Here is a 14,728-nt window from a genome sequence, read left to right as displayed (position 1 = left end):
GCCGGCGGGGAAAACCCGCCGCAGCCATCCACACGCTGCCAGCCCAATCTGGAGGGGCTCAGCCCTTGTTCTGTTTGACCAGGGCCATGGCCGAGCCAATCAGGCTGGCCAGCTCGCCCATGTGGCTGGGCACGATCAGGGTGGTGGTGGCGTCGGTGGCCACGCGGCTGTAGGCATCCACGGCGCGCTCGGCCACCTTCAGCTGCACGGCCTGTTCGCCCCCGGGCTGGCGGATCGCGGTGGCGATGCGTTCGATGGCCTGGGCCGTGGCGTCGGCCACCGCCGTGATGGAGGCCGCCTCGCCCTGGGCCTTGTTGATGGCGGCCTGCTTCTCGCCCTCAGAGCGGGCAATGAAGGCCTCGCGCTCGCCGGTGGCGATGTTGATCTGCTCTTGCCGGCGGCCTTCCGAGGCCGCAATCAGGGCCCGCTTTTCGCGTTCGGCCGTGATCTGGGCCTGCATGGCATGCAGGATCTCCTTGGGCGGGGTCAGGTCCTTGATCTCGTAGCGCAGCACCTTCACGCCCCAGTTCAGGGCCGCCTCGTCGATGGCGGCCACCACCTGGGCGTTGATGATGTTGCGCTCCTCGAAGGTCTTGTCCAGCTCCAGCTTGCCGATCACGCTGCGCAGCGAGGTCTGGGCCAGTTGCGTGACCGCCATGATGTAGTTGGACGAGCCATAGCTGGCCCGCATCGGGTCGGTGACCTGGAAGTACAGGATGCCGTCCACCTGCAGTTGGGTGTTGTCGCGGGTGATGCAGATCTGGCTGGGCACATCGAGCGGGATCTCTTTCAGGCTGTGGCGGTAGGCCACGTTGTCCACGAAGGGGATCAGCAGCTTGGGTCCGGGCGTGAGGGTGCTGTGGTAGCGCCCCAGGCGTTCAACCACCCAGGCATGTTGCTGGGGCACGATCTTGATCGAGCGGGCAATGAAGATGGCCACGATGACCGCGATGACGAGGGCGAATTCCATGGGGTTCCCTGGGGTGGTGGAGGGCGATGGTGGAGGGCAATGGTGGTTCAGTGCGGCGGCGTTGCACTTCAGACGGGGGCGACGATCAGGCGGCTGCCCAGCACCTCGACGATGCGCTGCGGCCCGGGGCGGGCGCTTTGCCCGGCCTGCAACTGCACGGCCCATTGTGCGCCCCGGTAATGGGTGGTGGCGCTGCCATCGGCCTGCCAGTGTTCCACCTGCACGGTCTGGCCCACGTCCAGGTTCACGTCGGGGTTCTGGCTGGCGGGGCGGTCCTTGGGGTGCTGGCGGCGCCACAGGTGCCAGGCCCCCATCAGCGCGCCCGCCACGGCCGAGGCCAGCAGCAGCTGGCCGGTGGTGCTCACGCCCATCAGGGCTGCCAGGGCCCCGGTGGCCAGGCCGGCAGCCAGCAGCAACAGGTAGAGCGTGCCGGTCAGCAGTTCGGCCACGACGGCGGCACCGGCCAGAATCCACCACAGGGTGATCGGGGTCATGATTTCTTCTCCCAGGCCAGCCATGATGTTGTCTTGCTGGCACCACATTCTGGGTGAAAAACAGGGGGTGTCAAAAGGGCGACCTCAATATTCCTTACACTTCGCGCCTGTTTCCGTGATCCACACCCTTTTTAGCCCCCATCCCCGCTCCCGGAGGTCTGCATGAAATTTCGCTTCCCCATTGTCATCATCGATGAGGACTTCCGCTCTGAAAACACCTCGGGCCTGGGCATCCGCGCCCTGGCGCAGGCGATCGAGTCCGAGGGATTCGAGGTGCTGGGGGTGACCAGCTACGGCGATCTGAGCCAGTTCGCCCAGCAGCAGAGCCGGGCCAGTGCCTTCATCTTGTCGATCGACGACGAAGAGTTCACGCCAGGCCCCGACCTGGACCCGGCGGTGGTCAATCTGCGCAGCTTCATCGACGAGGTGCGTCGCAAGAACCTCGATGTGCCGATCTACATCTACGGCGAAACCAAGACCTCGCGCCACCTGCCCAACGACATCCTGCGCGAGCTGCATGGCTTCATCCACATGTTCGAGGACACCCCCGAATTCGTGGCGCGCCACATCATCCGCGAGGCCAAGAGCTACCTGGAGGGCGTGCAGCCCCCGTTCTTCAAGGCCTTGCTCGACTACGCCGAAGACGGCTCCTACTCCTGGCACTGCCCGGGCCACTCGGGTGGCGTGGCTTTCCTGAAGAGCCCGGTGGGCCAGATGTTCCACCAGTTCTTCGGCGAGAACATGCTGCGCGCCGACGTGTGCAATGCCGTGGAAGAACTGGGCCAGTTGCTGGACCACAACGGCGCCATCGGCGAGAGCGAGCGCAATGCGGCCCGCATCTTCAATGCTGACCACTGCTTCTTTGTGACCAACGGCACCAGCACCAGCAACAAGATGGTGTGGCACCACACCGTGGCGCCCGGCGATGTGGTGGTGGTGGACCGCAACTGCCACAAATCCATCCTGCACTCGATCATCATGACCGGGGCCATCCCCGTGTTCCTGAAGCCGACGCGCAACCACTTCGGCATCATCGGCCCGATCCCGCAAAGCGAGTTCACCAAAGAGTCGATCCAGGCCAAGATCAAGGCCAACCCCTTGCTCAAGGGCGTGGACGCCAAGAAGGTCAAGCCGCGCATCCTGACCATCACCCAGTCGACCTACGACGGCGTGCTGTACAACACCGAGACCATCAAGGGCATGCTCGACGGCTACGTCGAGAACATGCACTTTGACGAGGCCTGGTTGCCCCACGCGGCCTTCCACCCCTTCTACGGCCCCTACCACGCCATGGGCAAGAAGCGCGCGCGTCCGAAGGAAAGCGTGGTCTACGCCACCCAGTCGATTCACAAGCTGCTGGCCGGCATCAGCCAGGCCAGCCACGTGTTGGTGCAGGACTCGCAGAACACCAAGCTGGATCGCCACCTGTTCAATGAGGCCTACCTGATGCACACCAGCACCAGCCCTCAGTACAGCATCATCGCCAGCTGCGACGTGGCCGCCGCCATGATGGAGCCGCCCGGCGGCACCGCACTGGTGGAAGAAAGCATTGCCGAAGCGCTCGACTTCCGCCGCGCCATGCGCAAGGTCGATGACGAGTACGGCAAAGACTGGTGGTTCAAGGTCTGGGGCCCCGACAAGCTGGTGGACGACGGCATCGGCCGCGCCACCGACTGGATCATCAAGGCCGACGCCAAGTCCACCAAGTGGCATGGCTTCGGCAAGCTGGCCGACGGCTTCAACATGCTCGACCCCATCAAGTCGACCATCGTCACGCCCGGCCTGGATCTGAACGGCAAGTTCGCCAAGACCGGCATCCCGGCCAGCATCGTGACCAAGTTCCTGGCCGAGCATGGCGTGATCGTCGAGAAGACCGGCCTGTACAGCTTCTTCATCATGTTCACCATCGGCATCACCAAGGGCCGCTGGAACTCGCTGCTGACCGCGCTGCAGCAGTTCAAGGACGACTACGAGAAGAACCAGCCGATGTGGCGCATCCTGCCCGAGTTCTGCCAGAAGAACCGCCGCTACGAGCGCATGGGCCTGCGCGATCTGTGTCAGCACGTGCACGAGCTGTACGCCAAGTACGACATCGCCCGCCTGACCACCGAGATGTACCTCAGCGACCTGACCCCGGCCATGAAGCCCTCGGACGCTTTTGCCTACATCGCCCAGCGCAAGACCGAGCGCGTGGAGATCGACCACCTCGAAGGCCGCATCACCACCAGCCTGGTCACGCCTTACCCGCCGGGCATCCCGCTGCTGATCCCGGGCGAAGTGTTCAACAAGAAGATCGTCGACTACCTCAAGTTCTCGCGCGAGTTCAACGCCCAATGCCCCGGCTTCGAGACCGACATCCACGGCCTGGTCGAGGAAGAAGACGCCAGCGGCCACGTGCGCTACTTTGCCGACTGCGTCAAAGAGGACGCGTGAGATTGGTGAGACTGGCCGGCTGAGCGGCCGGCTTGCCGCACATGAGAAATGCCCCGCCCTCCGTCAGGAGGCGGGGCATTTTTCGTGGGGCGCTCAGAACGTCAAAGGTCGATGTCGGGGATCACCCGAACAAAGCTGGCAAAGCGCGGCATGCCGCCCGGGTGCAGGCCCTGGTAGCGAAAACTGACCCAGCTGCCCACAGGCGGCGGCTCATGCCGCTGGGCCTCCGACAGGCCGCTGCCCAGGCGCAGGCGATGGCCGTCGGTGGTCTGCACCAGCAAGGCGCCGGCCAGGCCCTGCCACTGGCCTTTGCCGGGCAGGATCTGCACCACGCGGGCTTCGGCGTCCAGAAAGGGCTTGTACTTCAGCAGGTCGTTGGAGCGGCCCGAACGGTACAGGTTGCTGGAGCGGTGCAGCATCAAGCCCTCACCGCCGGCGGCCACCACCTCGTCCAGCCAGGATTGCAGGTCGGCGGTCGAACTCACCGGGTGCTGGGGGAGGGCCTGGAGCCCCGTCGGCCCCGTCGGTGCCGGCGGGCGCGGCGCAGCCAGCGCCGCCTGCAACAAGGCCAGGCGACCGTCCGGGCCGCCAAAGGGCCGCACCGGGTCGGGGGTGTCGAACACCATCAGGCGCAGACCGGCCCAGGCCTCGCTGCCCGCGCCCTCGCGCACGGCGGCCACGGCACGCAGAAACTGGCCCCGGCCGGCCCACAGCTCGCCATCCAGGGCCAGGGAGGGCCAGCCGACGGTGAATTCGGCAGGTGCATGGATGCGGCGGCCGCTGCGGGTCCAGAGTTGTTGGCCGTCCCAGCGCGCTCGCACACCGTCGAGTTTTTCGCTGACCAGAAAGCCCTCCACCGGCTGGCCTGCCTGGTAGCGGCCCGCCTTCATGAGGGGGCCTGGGGTGGGCTGAGGGCTCAGGGCCCGGGCCTGCGGGGCCATGGAGCCCAGCGCGGCGAGTGCCAACAGGGTCTGGCGTCGGGCCGGATGGCGTGAGACAGCGGCAGGGCCGAGGGCTGGGGGGAGGAAAGAGGCAGAGGGCGTGGCAGCGTCCGGTGCGAAGGGATCCGTGTCGATCGGCACCGCACCGGTGCCGGCAGGGCACGGGCGCGGTGGGCTTCTGCCCGGGCGCGGCAGAGCGGCGCTGGGGCCGCCTTGAATTTTGGCGCTCAGCCGGCCACGGCGGGTTCGGCAATGCCGCCGACCACCTGGCTGAAGCCACCGTCCACATAGGTGATTTCGGCGCTCACGCCAGCCGCCAGGTCGCTCAGCAGGAAGGCGGCCACATTGCCCACGTCGTCGATGGTCACGTTGCGGCGGATCGGCGAGTTCTCGGCCACCACCGACAGGATCTTGCCAAAGCCCTTGATGCCGCTGGCAGCCAGGGTCTTGATCGGGCCGGCCGAGATGCCGTTGGCGCGCAGGCCGCGGTTCTGGCTGCCCAGCGACTCGGCCAGGTAGCGCACCGAGGCTTCCAGGCTGGCCTTGGCCAGGCCCATGGTGTTGTAGTTGGGCACCGTGCGCAGGGCGCCCAGGTAGCTCAGGGTCAGCACCGACGACTTGTCGTTCAGGTAGGGCAGGGCGGCCTTGGCCATGGCCGGGAAGCTGTAGGCGCTGATGTCGTGCGCGATGCGGAAGGCTTCGCGGCTCAGGCCATCGAGAAAGTCGCCGGCAATCGCCTCACGCGGGGCAAAGCCGATGGCGTGCACAAAGCCGTCGAATTGGGGCCAGTGGGCAGACAGGTCGGTGAACAGCTTGTCGATCTGGGCGTCGTCGGCCACGTCGCAGTCAAACACCAGCTTGGAGCCGAAATCGGCGGCAAATTCGGTGATGCGGTCCTTGAAGCGCTCGCCCACATAGCTGAACGCCAGTTCAGCGCCCTGAGCGTGGCAGGCCTTGGCAATGCCATAGGCGATCGAGCGGTTGGACAGAACGCCGGTGATCAGCAGTTTCTTGCCGGTGAGAAATCCCATTTTTGTTCTCCAGATCGGGGCCCGGGCAGCGGTGCCGGGCGGGGTTCAGGGGCCGGGGCGCTTGGGCAGGCCCCTGGCGGCGGTGGCGCCGGCAGAGGCCCGGTTACCTGAAGCAGCACCCGGACTAGGGCAGAATTGTCTCATGCGTGCTTTGAGCTTTTGCTTCCTGCTTGCCGCTTCGGCGTTGAGTGCTTTCCCGGCCGGGGCCGGCCAGGCCTACGCCCTGTGGGGCCAACCCAAGTACCCGGCCGGCTTTGCGCATTTCGAATACGTCAACCCGCAGGCGCCCAAAGGCGGCGAACTGCGCCTGGTCAGCAACAGCCGTGCCTCCACCTTCGACAAGTACAACCCCTTCACCCTCAAGGGCTCGGCCCCGGCCTACTTGAGCGCGCTGATGTTCGACAGCCTGCTCACCGGCGCGATGGACGAGGTGGGCTCGGGCTATGGCCTGCTGGCGGGCGATGTGAGCGTGGCGGCCGACGGGCTGAGTGCCACCTTCCAGTTGCGCCCCGAGGCCCGCTTTCACAACGGCGACCCGGTGCTGGCCCGCGACGTGAAATACAGCTACGACATGCTGATGGGCCCGGACACCTCGCCCGCCTACAAGACCACACTCGAAGACGTGGCGGGCCTGGACGTGCTGGACGAGCGCACCGTGCGCTACCGTTTCAAAAAGCCCAACCGCGAACTGCCCCTGACCGTGGGGGGGCTGCCGGTGTTCAGCCACCAGTGGGGGGCGGGCAAACGCTTCAGCGAGGTGGTGACCGACATCCCCATCGGCAGCGGCCCCTACCGCATCGGCCCGGTGCGCTTCGGCAAGGACATCAGCTATGTGCGCGACCCGCAGTACTGGGCGCGCAACCTCAACGTCAAGCGCGGCAGCGACAACTTCGACCGCATCACCGTCAAGATCTACAAGGACAACACCGCCAAGCTTGAGGCCTTGAAGGCCGGTGAGTTCGACCTGATGCGCTTTTATTCGGCTGGCGACTGGGCGCGCCGCGTCAATGGCAAGCGCTTCGATTCGGGCGAGCTGGTCAAGCGCGAGTTCAAGCACCAGCTGCCTTCGGGTTTCCAGAGCTTTTTCCTCAACACCCGGCGCAAGCCGCTGGACGACATCCGGGTGCGGCAGGCCTTGGGGATGGCGCTTGATTTCGAATGGATGAACCGTCAGCTCTTCTATGGCAGCTACCAGCGCGTGACGGGCCTGTTCGGCAACACGGCCTGCGCGGCCACCGGCAGCCCCGGCCCCGACGAGCTGGCCTTGCTGGAGCCCTGGCGCGCGCAGTTGCCGGTCACCGTGTTCGGCCCCATGGCGCAGCCGCCGCGCACCGATGGCGACCAGTCGCTGCGCGGCAACCTGCGCCGGGCCCAGGCCCTGCTGGCCGAGGCGGGCTGGCGCTACCGCGACGGCGCGCTGCGCAACGCCCAGGGCGAGCCCCTGGTGCTGGAGTACCTGGACAGCAGCGAAGGCAAGATGGCCACGTTTGCCTCCTGGGGGCGCAATCTGGAGAAGCTGGGCGTCAAGCTCAACTTCCGCTCGGTCGACTTTGCGCTGTACCTGCAGCGCATCCAGAAGTTCGATTTCGACCTGATCACGCTGGCCGTGCCCGGCACCCACACCCCGGGGCAGGAGTACGCCGACCTGTTCGGCAGCAAGGCCGCCGACACCGAGGATTCGGGCAACATGGCCGGCGTCAAGAGCCCGGCGGTCGATGCCCTGATCGCCCGCATGACCGCCGCCAAGAGCGAGGCCGAGTTGCACTCGGCCTGCCGCGCCCTGGACCGCGTGATCATGCACGGCCACTACCTGATTCCGCAGTACACCGCCGTCACCCATCGCCTGGTGTTTGATGCCTGGCGCCTGCAGGGCCCGGCCACCATGCCGCCCTACGCCCCAGGGGAAGAGTGGGTGATCGACACCTGGTGGGCCCGCCCAGCGTCGGGCCAGAAGCCCTGAACCCCGTCACCACCCGCTCACCCACCAGCCCACCCATGCTTGCCTACATCGTCAAACGCCTGCTGCTGATGGTGCCCACCCTGTTCGGGGTGTTGCTGCTGACCTTCGCCGTGATCCAGTTCGTGCCCGGGGGCCCGGTCGAGCAGTACCTGGCCGAGGCCAAGGCCGGGGCCCAACGCGGGGCCGAGGGCGGTGGCAGCTACCGTGGCAGCCAGGGTGTGGACCCGAAGCGGCTGGAGCAGATCAAGGCCTTGTATGGCTTTGACAAGCCGCCGGCCGAACGCTTTGTGCAGATGCTGGGCCAGTTTGCCCGCTTCGACCTGGGCAAGAGCTTTTTCCAGAACAAGGACGTGTGGCAACTGATCCTCGACAAGCTGCCCGTGTCGGCCAGCCTGGGCCTGTGGACCTTCTTCATCAGCTACGGCGTGGCCGTGCCCCTGGGGGTGGCCAAGGCGGTGCGTGCGGGCTCGCGCTTCGACCTGGTGACCACCTTGCTGATCCTGGTGGGCTATGCGATTCCGGGCTTTGTGCTGGGAGTGGCGCTGCTGGTGATCTTTGGCGGGCAGTTGCAGTGGTTCCCGCTGCGCGGGCTGACCTCCAGCAATTGGGCCGATCTGGCCTGGCCGGCGCGCATCACCGACTACCTGTGGCACATCGCGCTGCCGGTGACGGCCATGGTGCTGGGCAGTTTTGCCGTGACGGCCATGCTGACCAAGAACGCCTTTCTCGAAGAGATCCGCAAGCAGTACGTGGTCACTGCCCGCGCCAAGGGCCTGAGCGAGCGCCAGGTGCTGTGGAAGCACGTGTTCCGCAACGCGCTGATCCCCATCATCACCGGCTTTCCGGCGGCCTTTGTGGGCGCCTTCTTCACCGGCTCGCTGCTGATCGAGACCCTGTTCTCGCTCGACGGCCTGGGCCTGCTGAGCTATGAGAGCGTGATCCGGCGCGACTACCCAGTGGTGCTGGGCACGCTGTACCTGTTCACGCTGATCGGCCTGGTGACCAAGCTGATTTCTGATCTGTCCTATGTCTGGGTGGACCCCCGTGTCAAATTCGATTGAATCACCCACCGTGTCTGTGCCCGCCAGCCTCAGCCCCTCGCGCCGCGCCTGGCTGCGCTTCAAGCGCAACCGCCTGGGCTACTGGAGCCTGCTGCTGTTTGCAGCCCTGGTGCTGATGAGCCTGGGCGCCGAGCTGATCTCCAACGACCGCCCGCTCGTGGTGCGCTATGCCGGCCAGACCTACTTCCCGATGTGGAACGACTACCCCGAGAAAGTGTTTGGCGGCGACTTCGAAACCCCCACCGACTACCTCGACCCCTTCATCCGCCAGCAACTGGCCCAGCCCGGCAACTGGGCGGTGTTTGCCCCCAACCCCTACGGCCCCAAAACCCTGAACTACTTCGCCAAAGAGCCCAACCCCTCCGGCCCCAGCCGCGACAACTGGCTGGGTACCGATGACCGGGGGCGTGACCTGCTGGCCCAGCTGATTTACGGCTTTCGCGTCAGCGTGCTGTTTGCCCTGGCGCTCACGGTGTCGGGGGTGCTGCTGGGGGTGCTGACCGGGGCGGTGCAAGGCTATTTTGGCGGGCGCACCGACCTGGCCTTCCAGCGTTTCATCGAAATCTGGGGCTCCATGCCCGAGCTGTACCTGCTGATCATCTTCAGCGCGGTGTTCGCGCCCAGTGTGGCCCTGCTGCTGGTGCTGCTCAGCCTGTTCGGCTGGATGGGCCTGTCGGACTATGTGCGGGCCGAATTTCTGCGCAACCGCCAGCTCGACTACGTGAAGGCCGCCCGTGCCCTGGGGGTGTCGAACACCCAGATCATCTGGCGCCACATCCTGCCCAACAGCCTGACCCCGGTGGTCACCTTTTTGCCCTTTCGAATGAGTGCGGCCATCCTGGCGCTCACCTCGCTCGATTTTCTGGGCCTGGGGGTGCCGCCCGGCACGCCCTCGCTGGGGGAGTTGCTGAGCCAGGGCAAAAGCAACATCGACGCCTGGTGGATCTCGCTGTCGACCTTCGGCGTGCTGGTGATCACCCTGCTGCTGCTCACTTTCATGGGCGACGCGCTGCGTGATGCCCTCGACCCGCGTCAGGCGGAGGCCCAGGCATGAACACCCCGACCACCGACGCACCGCTGTTGCAGGTGCAGGACCTGCGCATCGCCTTTGACGGCAAGGAGGTGGTGCATGGCATCAGCTTCAACCTGGCTGCGGGCGAGAAACTGGCCCTGGTGGGCGAGTCGGGCTCGGGCAAGTCGGTCACCGCGCTGAGCCTGTTGCGCCTGGCCGCACACGCCCGCTGCCAGGGTTGTGTGCTGCTGCGCGACACCGCCCCTGGCGCGCCGATGCGCGACTTGCTGAGCCTGCCCGAGCGCGAGCTGCAAGGCCTGCGGGGCGACGACATCGCCATGATCTTCCAGGAGCCCATGACCGCCCTCAACCCGCTGTTCACGGTGGGCGAGCAGATCGTGGAGGTGCTGCAACTCAAGAAGGGCCTGAACCGCCAGCAGGCCTGGCCTCTGGCGGTGAAGGCCCTGGCCGACACTGGCATCCCCGAGCCGGAGCGACGTGCCCGCAGCTACCCGCACCAGTTGTCGGGCGGCCAACGCCAGCGCGCCATGATCGCCATGGCGCTGGCCACAGAGCCGCGCCTGCTGCTGGCCGACGAGCCCACCACCGCGTTGGATGTGACGCTGCGTGCGCAGATCCTGGATCTGCTGGCCGATTTGCAGCGCCGCACCGGCATGGCCGTGCTGCTGATCACCCACGACCTGCAGATGGTGCGCCGCTTTGCCGACCGGGTGGCGGTGATGGAAAACGGCGTGCTGGTGGAGCAGGGCGCCGTCAACGAGGTGTTTGCCCAGCCCCAGCACGCCTACACCCGCAAGCTGCTCGACAGCCTGCCCCGCCGCGATGTGGTGGAGGCCAACCCTGCCGAGCCGGCTCCCCCCACCGAGTTGCAGGCCGAGGCCCTGCGCGTGGTCTACCCGGTGGCCCTGCCGGGTTGGCGCGGCTGGTGGGGGCGCGGTGAGTTCGTGGCCGTGCAGGGGGCCCGCTTCAGCCTGCCCCAGGGCCGCACCCTGGGCGTGGTGGGCGAGTCGGGTTCGGGCAAGTCCACCCTGGCCCAGGCCGTGTTGGGCCTGCTGCCCAGCCAGGGCACGCTGCGCTTTGGCGCCGCGGGCGAGCAGGGCTGGCAAGGCCTGGGCACGCGCAACACGCCGGCCCACCGGGCCTTGCGGCGCCAGGTGCAGGTGGTGTTTCAAGACCCGTTTTCATCGCTGTCGCCCCGTCTCACGGTGGAGGAGATCGTGGGCGAAGGCCTGCTGGTGCACGAGCCCGGCTTGAGCGAGACCCAGCGCCGTGCCCGCGTGGCCCAGGCCCTGGCCGATGTGGGCCTGGGCGAGGCGCAGTTCCCCGGCTTGCTGGCCCGCTACCCGCATGAATTTTCGGGCGGGCAGCGCCAGCGCCTGGCCATCGCCCGGGCTCTCATCGTGGGCCCGCGCCTGCTGGTGCTGGACGAACCCACCAGCGCGCTCGATGTGAGCATCCAGAAGCAGGTGCTGCAATTGCTGCAGCAGCTGCAGCGCGAGCGTGGCCTGAGCTACCTGTTGATCACCCACGACATCGCCGTCATCCGTGCCATGGCGCACGAGGTGCTGGTGATGAAGGACGGCCAGGTGGTCGAATCCGGCCCCGTGGCCCAGGTGCTGGAGCAGCCGCAAAGCGACTACACCCGCACGCTGGTGCACGCGGCGCTGGACTGAGTGCTGGTGAACCCCGGGCTGGCACTCAGCTGCCGCACAGGCGACTCCAGCGGGCCCGGCCAGGGCGCATTCCTGCGCTAGCATCCCTCACCCCCGTGAAAACCAAAAGGAAATCCCCATGTTGAACCACGTGATGCTCGGCAGCAACGACATCGAACGGTCCAAGCGTTTCTATGACGCGGTGCTCGGCGTGTTGGGCGCCGGCGAGCCGATGCGCAATGTGAACGCCACCGGCCAGACCCGCCTGTTCTACCGCCACGACGGCAGCACCTTCGGCCTCAGTGAGCCCATCGATGGCCAGCCCGCCACCGCATCCAACGGCTTCACCCTGGGCTTCAAGTGCAACTCGCCCGAACAACTCAAGCAGTTCCATGACACCGCCGTGGCCCATGGCGGCATCTCGATCGAAGACCCACCGGGTCTGCGCGAAGGCAAGTTGGGTTCGATGTACCTGGCCTATGTGCGGGACCCGGACGGTCACAAGCTCTGCGCCCTGTACCGCCCCTGATCCCTCGGCGCCGGGGATCCCTTAGCGCCTCATTCAGGCGCGGGTGGCAGCGCCTGACGCACCAGCACACATTCGCGAATGTGCTGCTCACCCAGGGCCCGCACGGCCGCATAGCCCATGGCGGCCGACAAGGCCTGGCCGGCAATGGGCACATAACGGGCGGCCTGGCCTGCGGTCAGGCGCAGACCGGCCTTGGCGGCCAGTGTCAGCATCAGCTCGGCACTGAGAAAGCGCCCGATCAGCAACGAGCCCACCACCGCAACCGCTTTTTGGACCTGTTCTCGCCGGTCCGGTGACAGGCGGTCCAGCTGCACGCCCGACAGACCGAATTCATGGCTGATCTGGGGAATCAGGCGCGACAGCAAGGCGGCATCCACCGCGAAATCCAGGCCCGGCACGGGCAGGGCGGCGGCCGCTGCAGCCCACAGCGCGCGCTTGTTCAGCAGGCGCCGGCTGTTCAGCACGGCGCGCTGCAGATCGGCTTGGCCATGGGTCAGGGCCAGGGTTTTGTCGGGCATGGGGGCTCCAGGCAGGTCACTGGCGCCATTGTGCGACGACCGAAGCCTGACCTGCGCCTCAGGCCGCCTGCGTCAGGGTTTCGATTTGTTCGTTCAGCGCCAGCCAGCGCTCTTCAAGCCGTTCCAGCTCATCGCCGATGGCTTTCAGCTTCTTGCCGCTTTCGGCGATCTCGGCCGGGGGCAGGGGGGTGCTCAGGCGTTCTTCCAGGGCGGTCTTGTCCTGGCCAAGCTGAGCCATGCGCTGGTCCACCTGCTCCAGCTCTTTCTTGAGGGGGCGGGTCTTTTCGGCCAGCGCCTGGCGCGCCTGGGCGTCGAGCTTGCGCTGGTCGCGTGAGGCGATGGCAGGCGCCGGCGCTGCTGCTTTGGCTGCAGCTTCGGCGGCGCGCGCCGCCTCGGCGGCAGCGGCTTGGCTGGCCTGGGCTTCGGCTTCGAGGGTGCGTTGCGTTTCCTTGGCCACTTCGCGCAGGCGCTTGGATTCGTCGAGCAGGTAGCGCTGGTAGTCGTCCAGGTCGCCATCGAAGGGGCCGACCACGCCACGGCCCACCAGCCAGAACTCGTCGCACACCGAGCGCAGCAGGGCACGGTCGTGGCTGACCAGCATCACGGTGCCTTCAAATTCGTTGAGGGCCATGGCCAGGGCCTCGCGGGTGGCCAGGTCCAGGTGGTTGGTGGGTTCGTCCAGCAGCAGCAGGTTGGGGCGCTGCCACACGATCATGGCCAGCACCAGGCGGGCTTTTTCGCCGCCGCTCATGGTGCCTACGGCCTGCTTGACCATGTCGCCGCTGAAGTTGAAGGTGCCCAGGTAGTTGCGCAGGTCTTGCTCGCGCGAGGATTCGCGGGCGTTCGGACCCAGCTCCTTGGCCAGGCGGATCATGTGCTCCAGCGGGTTCTCGCCGCTGCGCAGCACGTCCAGTTCCTGCTGGGCAAAGTAGCCGATGGACAGGCCCTTGCCTTCGGTCACGGTACCGCCCAGGGGCTTCATCTCGCGGGCAATGGTCTTGACCAGGGTTGATTTGCCCTGGCCGTTGGCGCCCAGGATGCCGATGCGTTGACCGGCCAGCACCGAGCGGTTGACGCCGCTGAGGATGTACTTGTTGCCCTCGTCGGTCTGGTAGCCGAAGGCCGCATCGCTGATGGCCAGCATGGGGTTGGGCAGGTTGGTCGGTTCCTTGAACTCGAAAGTGAACTCGGCATTGGCCAGGATGGGTGCGATCTTCTCCATGCGCTCCAGGGCCTTGACCCGGCTTTGCGCCTGCTTGGCCTTGCTGGCCTTGGCTTTGAAGCGGTCAATGAACTTCTGCAGGTGGGCAATCTTGTCCTGCTGCTTGGAGAAGGCCGCAGCCTGCAGCTCCATCTGCTGGGCCTGCAGGGTTTCGAAGGCGCTGTAGTTGCCGCCGTAGCGCACCAATTGGGCGTTGTCGATGTGCAGGGTGACATTGGTCACGGCGTCCAGGAACTCGCGGTCGTGGCTGATCACGATCATGGTGCCCGCGTAACGCTTGAGCCAGGCCTCCAGCCAGACCAGGGCGTCCAAGTCCAAGTGGTTGGTGGGTTCGTCCAGCAGCAGCAGGTCGGACGGGCACATCAGTGCCCGGGCCAACTGCAGGCGCATGCGCCAGCCGCCCGAGAAGCTGTTCACCGGCCGGTCCAGTTCGTGGCTCTGAAAACCCAGGCCCAGGATCAGCGACTGGGCGCGCGGCACGGCGTCGTGGTCACCCGCGTCGGCCAGGTCGGTGTAGAGCTGGGCCATGGCCATGCCGTGGTCGTGGTCGTCGTAAGAGGCATCGGCGTCTTCCAGCGCCCGCAACTGCGTGCGCAATTCGGCCAGACGGGTATCGCCATTGAGCACGAAATCGGTCGCGCTTTCATCGGTCTCGGGCATGTTCTGGGCCACCTGGGCCATGCGCCATTGGGCGGGGATGTAGAAATCGCCGCCGTCTTCATGCAGGCTGCCGTTCAGCAAGGCAAACAGGGTGGACTTGCCGGCCCCGTTGCGACCGACCAGGCCTACCTTCTCCCCCGGGTTGAGGGTGACGGAAACCTTGTCGAGCAGCACTTTGGCGCTGCGTCGCAAGACGATGTTCTTGAGCGTGATCATGGCAAGTC

Annotated in this window: 12 protein-coding genes; 6 read left to right on the top strand and 6 right to left on the bottom strand. The window is 66.5% G+C overall.

What is annotated here, in order from left to right; genetic code table 11:
- Positions 1-58: 58 nt before the first annotated feature.
- Both F624_RS0122450 and F624_RS0122445 read right to left on the bottom strand, forming a co-directional pair.
- Positions 59-970, bottom strand: a complete 912-nt coding sequence (locus F624_RS0122450; protein WP_019576615.1) for an SPFH domain-containing protein — start codon at positions 968-970, stop codon at positions 59-61.
- Positions 971-1,038: 68 nt separating this feature from the next.
- Entirely contained in the window at positions 1,039-1,464 is a 426-nt protein-coding gene (locus tag F624_RS0122445; RefSeq protein ID WP_031255879.1) for an NfeD family protein, read from the bottom strand.
- Positions 1,465-1,626: 162 nt separating this feature from the next.
- Here F624_RS0122445 and F624_RS0122440 point away from each other — a divergent pair, with 162 nt between their 5' ends.
- Positions 1,627-3,897 carry an arginine/lysine/ornithine decarboxylase gene (locus F624_RS0122440; RefSeq protein ID WP_019576613.1) on the top strand — a complete coding sequence of 757 codons (2,271 nt, stop codon included), beginning with the start codon at positions 1,627-1,629 and terminating at the stop codon, positions 3,895-3,897.
- Positions 3,898-3,998: 101 nt separating this feature from the next.
- Here the strand turns inward: F624_RS0122440 and F624_RS0122435 are convergent, their stop codons facing one another.
- Positions 3,999-4,862, bottom strand: a complete 864-nt coding sequence (locus tag F624_RS0122435) for a DNA ligase (protein ID WP_019576612.1) — start codon at positions 4,860-4,862, stop codon at positions 3,999-4,001.
- Between the two features lie 203 nt (positions 4,863-5,065).
- Positions 5,066-5,869, bottom strand: a complete 804-nt coding sequence (gene fabI / locus F624_RS0122430) for an enoyl-ACP reductase FabI (RefSeq protein WP_019576611.1) — start codon at positions 5,867-5,869, stop codon at positions 5,066-5,068.
- A gap of 142 nt (positions 5,870-6,011) precedes the next feature.
- On the opposite strand from fabI, the gene F624_RS0122425 reads away from it, so the two are divergent.
- The 5 genes from F624_RS0122425 to F624_RS0122405 all read left to right on the top strand — a co-directional run bounded on the left by F624_RS0122425 (position 6,012) and on the right by F624_RS0122405 (position 12,104).
- Positions 6,012-7,829, top strand: coding sequence for an extracellular solute-binding protein (locus F624_RS0122425; protein WP_019576610.1), 1,818 nt, complete (start codon positions 6,012-6,014; stop codon positions 7,827-7,829).
- A 35-nt stretch (positions 7,830-7,864) separates the two neighbouring features.
- Positions 7,865-8,890: a microcin C ABC transporter permease YejB gene (locus tag F624_RS0122420; RefSeq protein WP_031255874.1), complete on the top strand. Its 1,026-nt coding sequence runs from the start codon at positions 7,865-7,867 to the stop codon at positions 8,888-8,890.
- Positions 8,856-9,944: an ABC transporter permease gene (locus F624_RS0122415; RefSeq protein WP_211224171.1), complete on the top strand. Its 1,089-nt coding sequence runs from the start codon at positions 8,856-8,858 to the stop codon at positions 9,942-9,944. Before F624_RS0122420 ends, F624_RS0122415 begins: the two co-directional genes overlap by 35 nt.
- Positions 9,941-11,596, top strand: coding sequence for an ABC transporter ATP-binding protein (locus F624_RS0122410; protein WP_019576607.1), 1,656 nt, complete (start codon positions 9,941-9,943; stop codon positions 11,594-11,596). The genes F624_RS0122415 and F624_RS0122410 overlap by 4 nt, the downstream gene beginning before the upstream one ends.
- A 118-nt stretch (positions 11,597-11,714) precedes the next feature.
- Positions 11,715-12,104, top strand: a complete 390-nt coding sequence (locus tag F624_RS0122405) for a VOC family protein (RefSeq protein ID WP_019576606.1) — start codon at positions 11,715-11,717, stop codon at positions 12,102-12,104.
- A 29-nt stretch (positions 12,105-12,133) separates the two neighbouring features.
- Here the strand turns inward: F624_RS0122405 and F624_RS0122400 are convergent, their stop codons facing one another.
- Both F624_RS0122400 and F624_RS0122395 read right to left on the bottom strand, forming a co-directional pair.
- Positions 12,134-12,622, bottom strand: a complete 489-nt coding sequence (locus tag F624_RS0122400; protein ID WP_019576605.1) for a hypothetical protein — start codon at positions 12,620-12,622, stop codon at positions 12,134-12,136.
- A gap of 58 nt (positions 12,623-12,680) precedes the next feature.
- Positions 12,681-14,720: an ABC-F family ATP-binding cassette domain-containing protein gene (locus tag F624_RS0122395; RefSeq protein WP_019576604.1), complete on the bottom strand. Its 2,040-nt coding sequence runs from the start codon at positions 14,718-14,720 to the stop codon at positions 12,681-12,683.
- Positions 14,721-14,728 lie beyond the last annotated feature (8 nt).

It is taken from the genome of Curvibacter lanceolatus ATCC 14669, from assembly GCF_000381265.1.
In the GTDB taxonomy this organism is placed as follows: domain Bacteria; phylum Pseudomonadota; class Gammaproteobacteria; order Burkholderiales; family Burkholderiaceae_C; genus Curvibacter; species Curvibacter lanceolatus.
This window is presented reverse-complemented; position numbering and strand designations above follow the sequence as displayed.

Coding starts and splice junctions, on each gene's coding strand:
- F624_RS0122450 (WP_019576615.1), bottom strand. CDS start 970: ATGGAATTCGCCCTCGTCATCGCGGTCATCGTGGCCATCTTCATTGCC.
- F624_RS0122445 (WP_031255879.1), bottom strand. CDS start 1,464: ATGACCCCGATCACCCTGTGGTGGATTCTGGCCGGTGCCGCCGTCGTG.
- F624_RS0122440 (WP_019576613.1), top strand. CDS start 1,627: ATGAAATTTCGCTTCCCCATTGTCATCATCGATGAGGACTTCCGCTCT.
- fabI (WP_019576611.1), bottom strand. CDS start 5,869: ATGGGATTTCTCACCGGCAAGAAACTGCTGATCACCGGCGTTCTGTCC.
- F624_RS0122425 (WP_019576610.1), top strand. CDS start 6,012: ATGCGTGCTTTGAGCTTTTGCTTCCTGCTTGCCGCTTCGGCGTTGAGT.
- F624_RS0122420 (WP_031255874.1), top strand. CDS start 7,865: ATGCTTGCCTACATCGTCAAACGCCTGCTGCTGATGGTGCCCACCCTG.
- F624_RS0122415 (WP_211224171.1), top strand. CDS start 8,856: ATGTCTGGGTGGACCCCCGTGTCAAATTCGATTGAATCACCCACCGTG.
- F624_RS0122410 (WP_019576607.1), top strand. CDS start 9,941: ATGAACACCCCGACCACCGACGCACCGCTGTTGCAGGTGCAGGACCTG.
- F624_RS0122405 (WP_019576606.1), top strand. CDS start 11,715: ATGTTGAACCACGTGATGCTCGGCAGCAACGACATCGAACGGTCCAAG.
- F624_RS0122400 (WP_019576605.1), bottom strand. CDS start 12,622: ATGCCCGACAAAACCCTGGCCCTGACCCATGGCCAAGCCGATCTGCAG.
- F624_RS0122395 (WP_019576604.1), bottom strand. CDS start 14,720: ATGATCACGCTCAAGAACATCGTCTTGCGACGCAGCGCCAAAGTGCTG.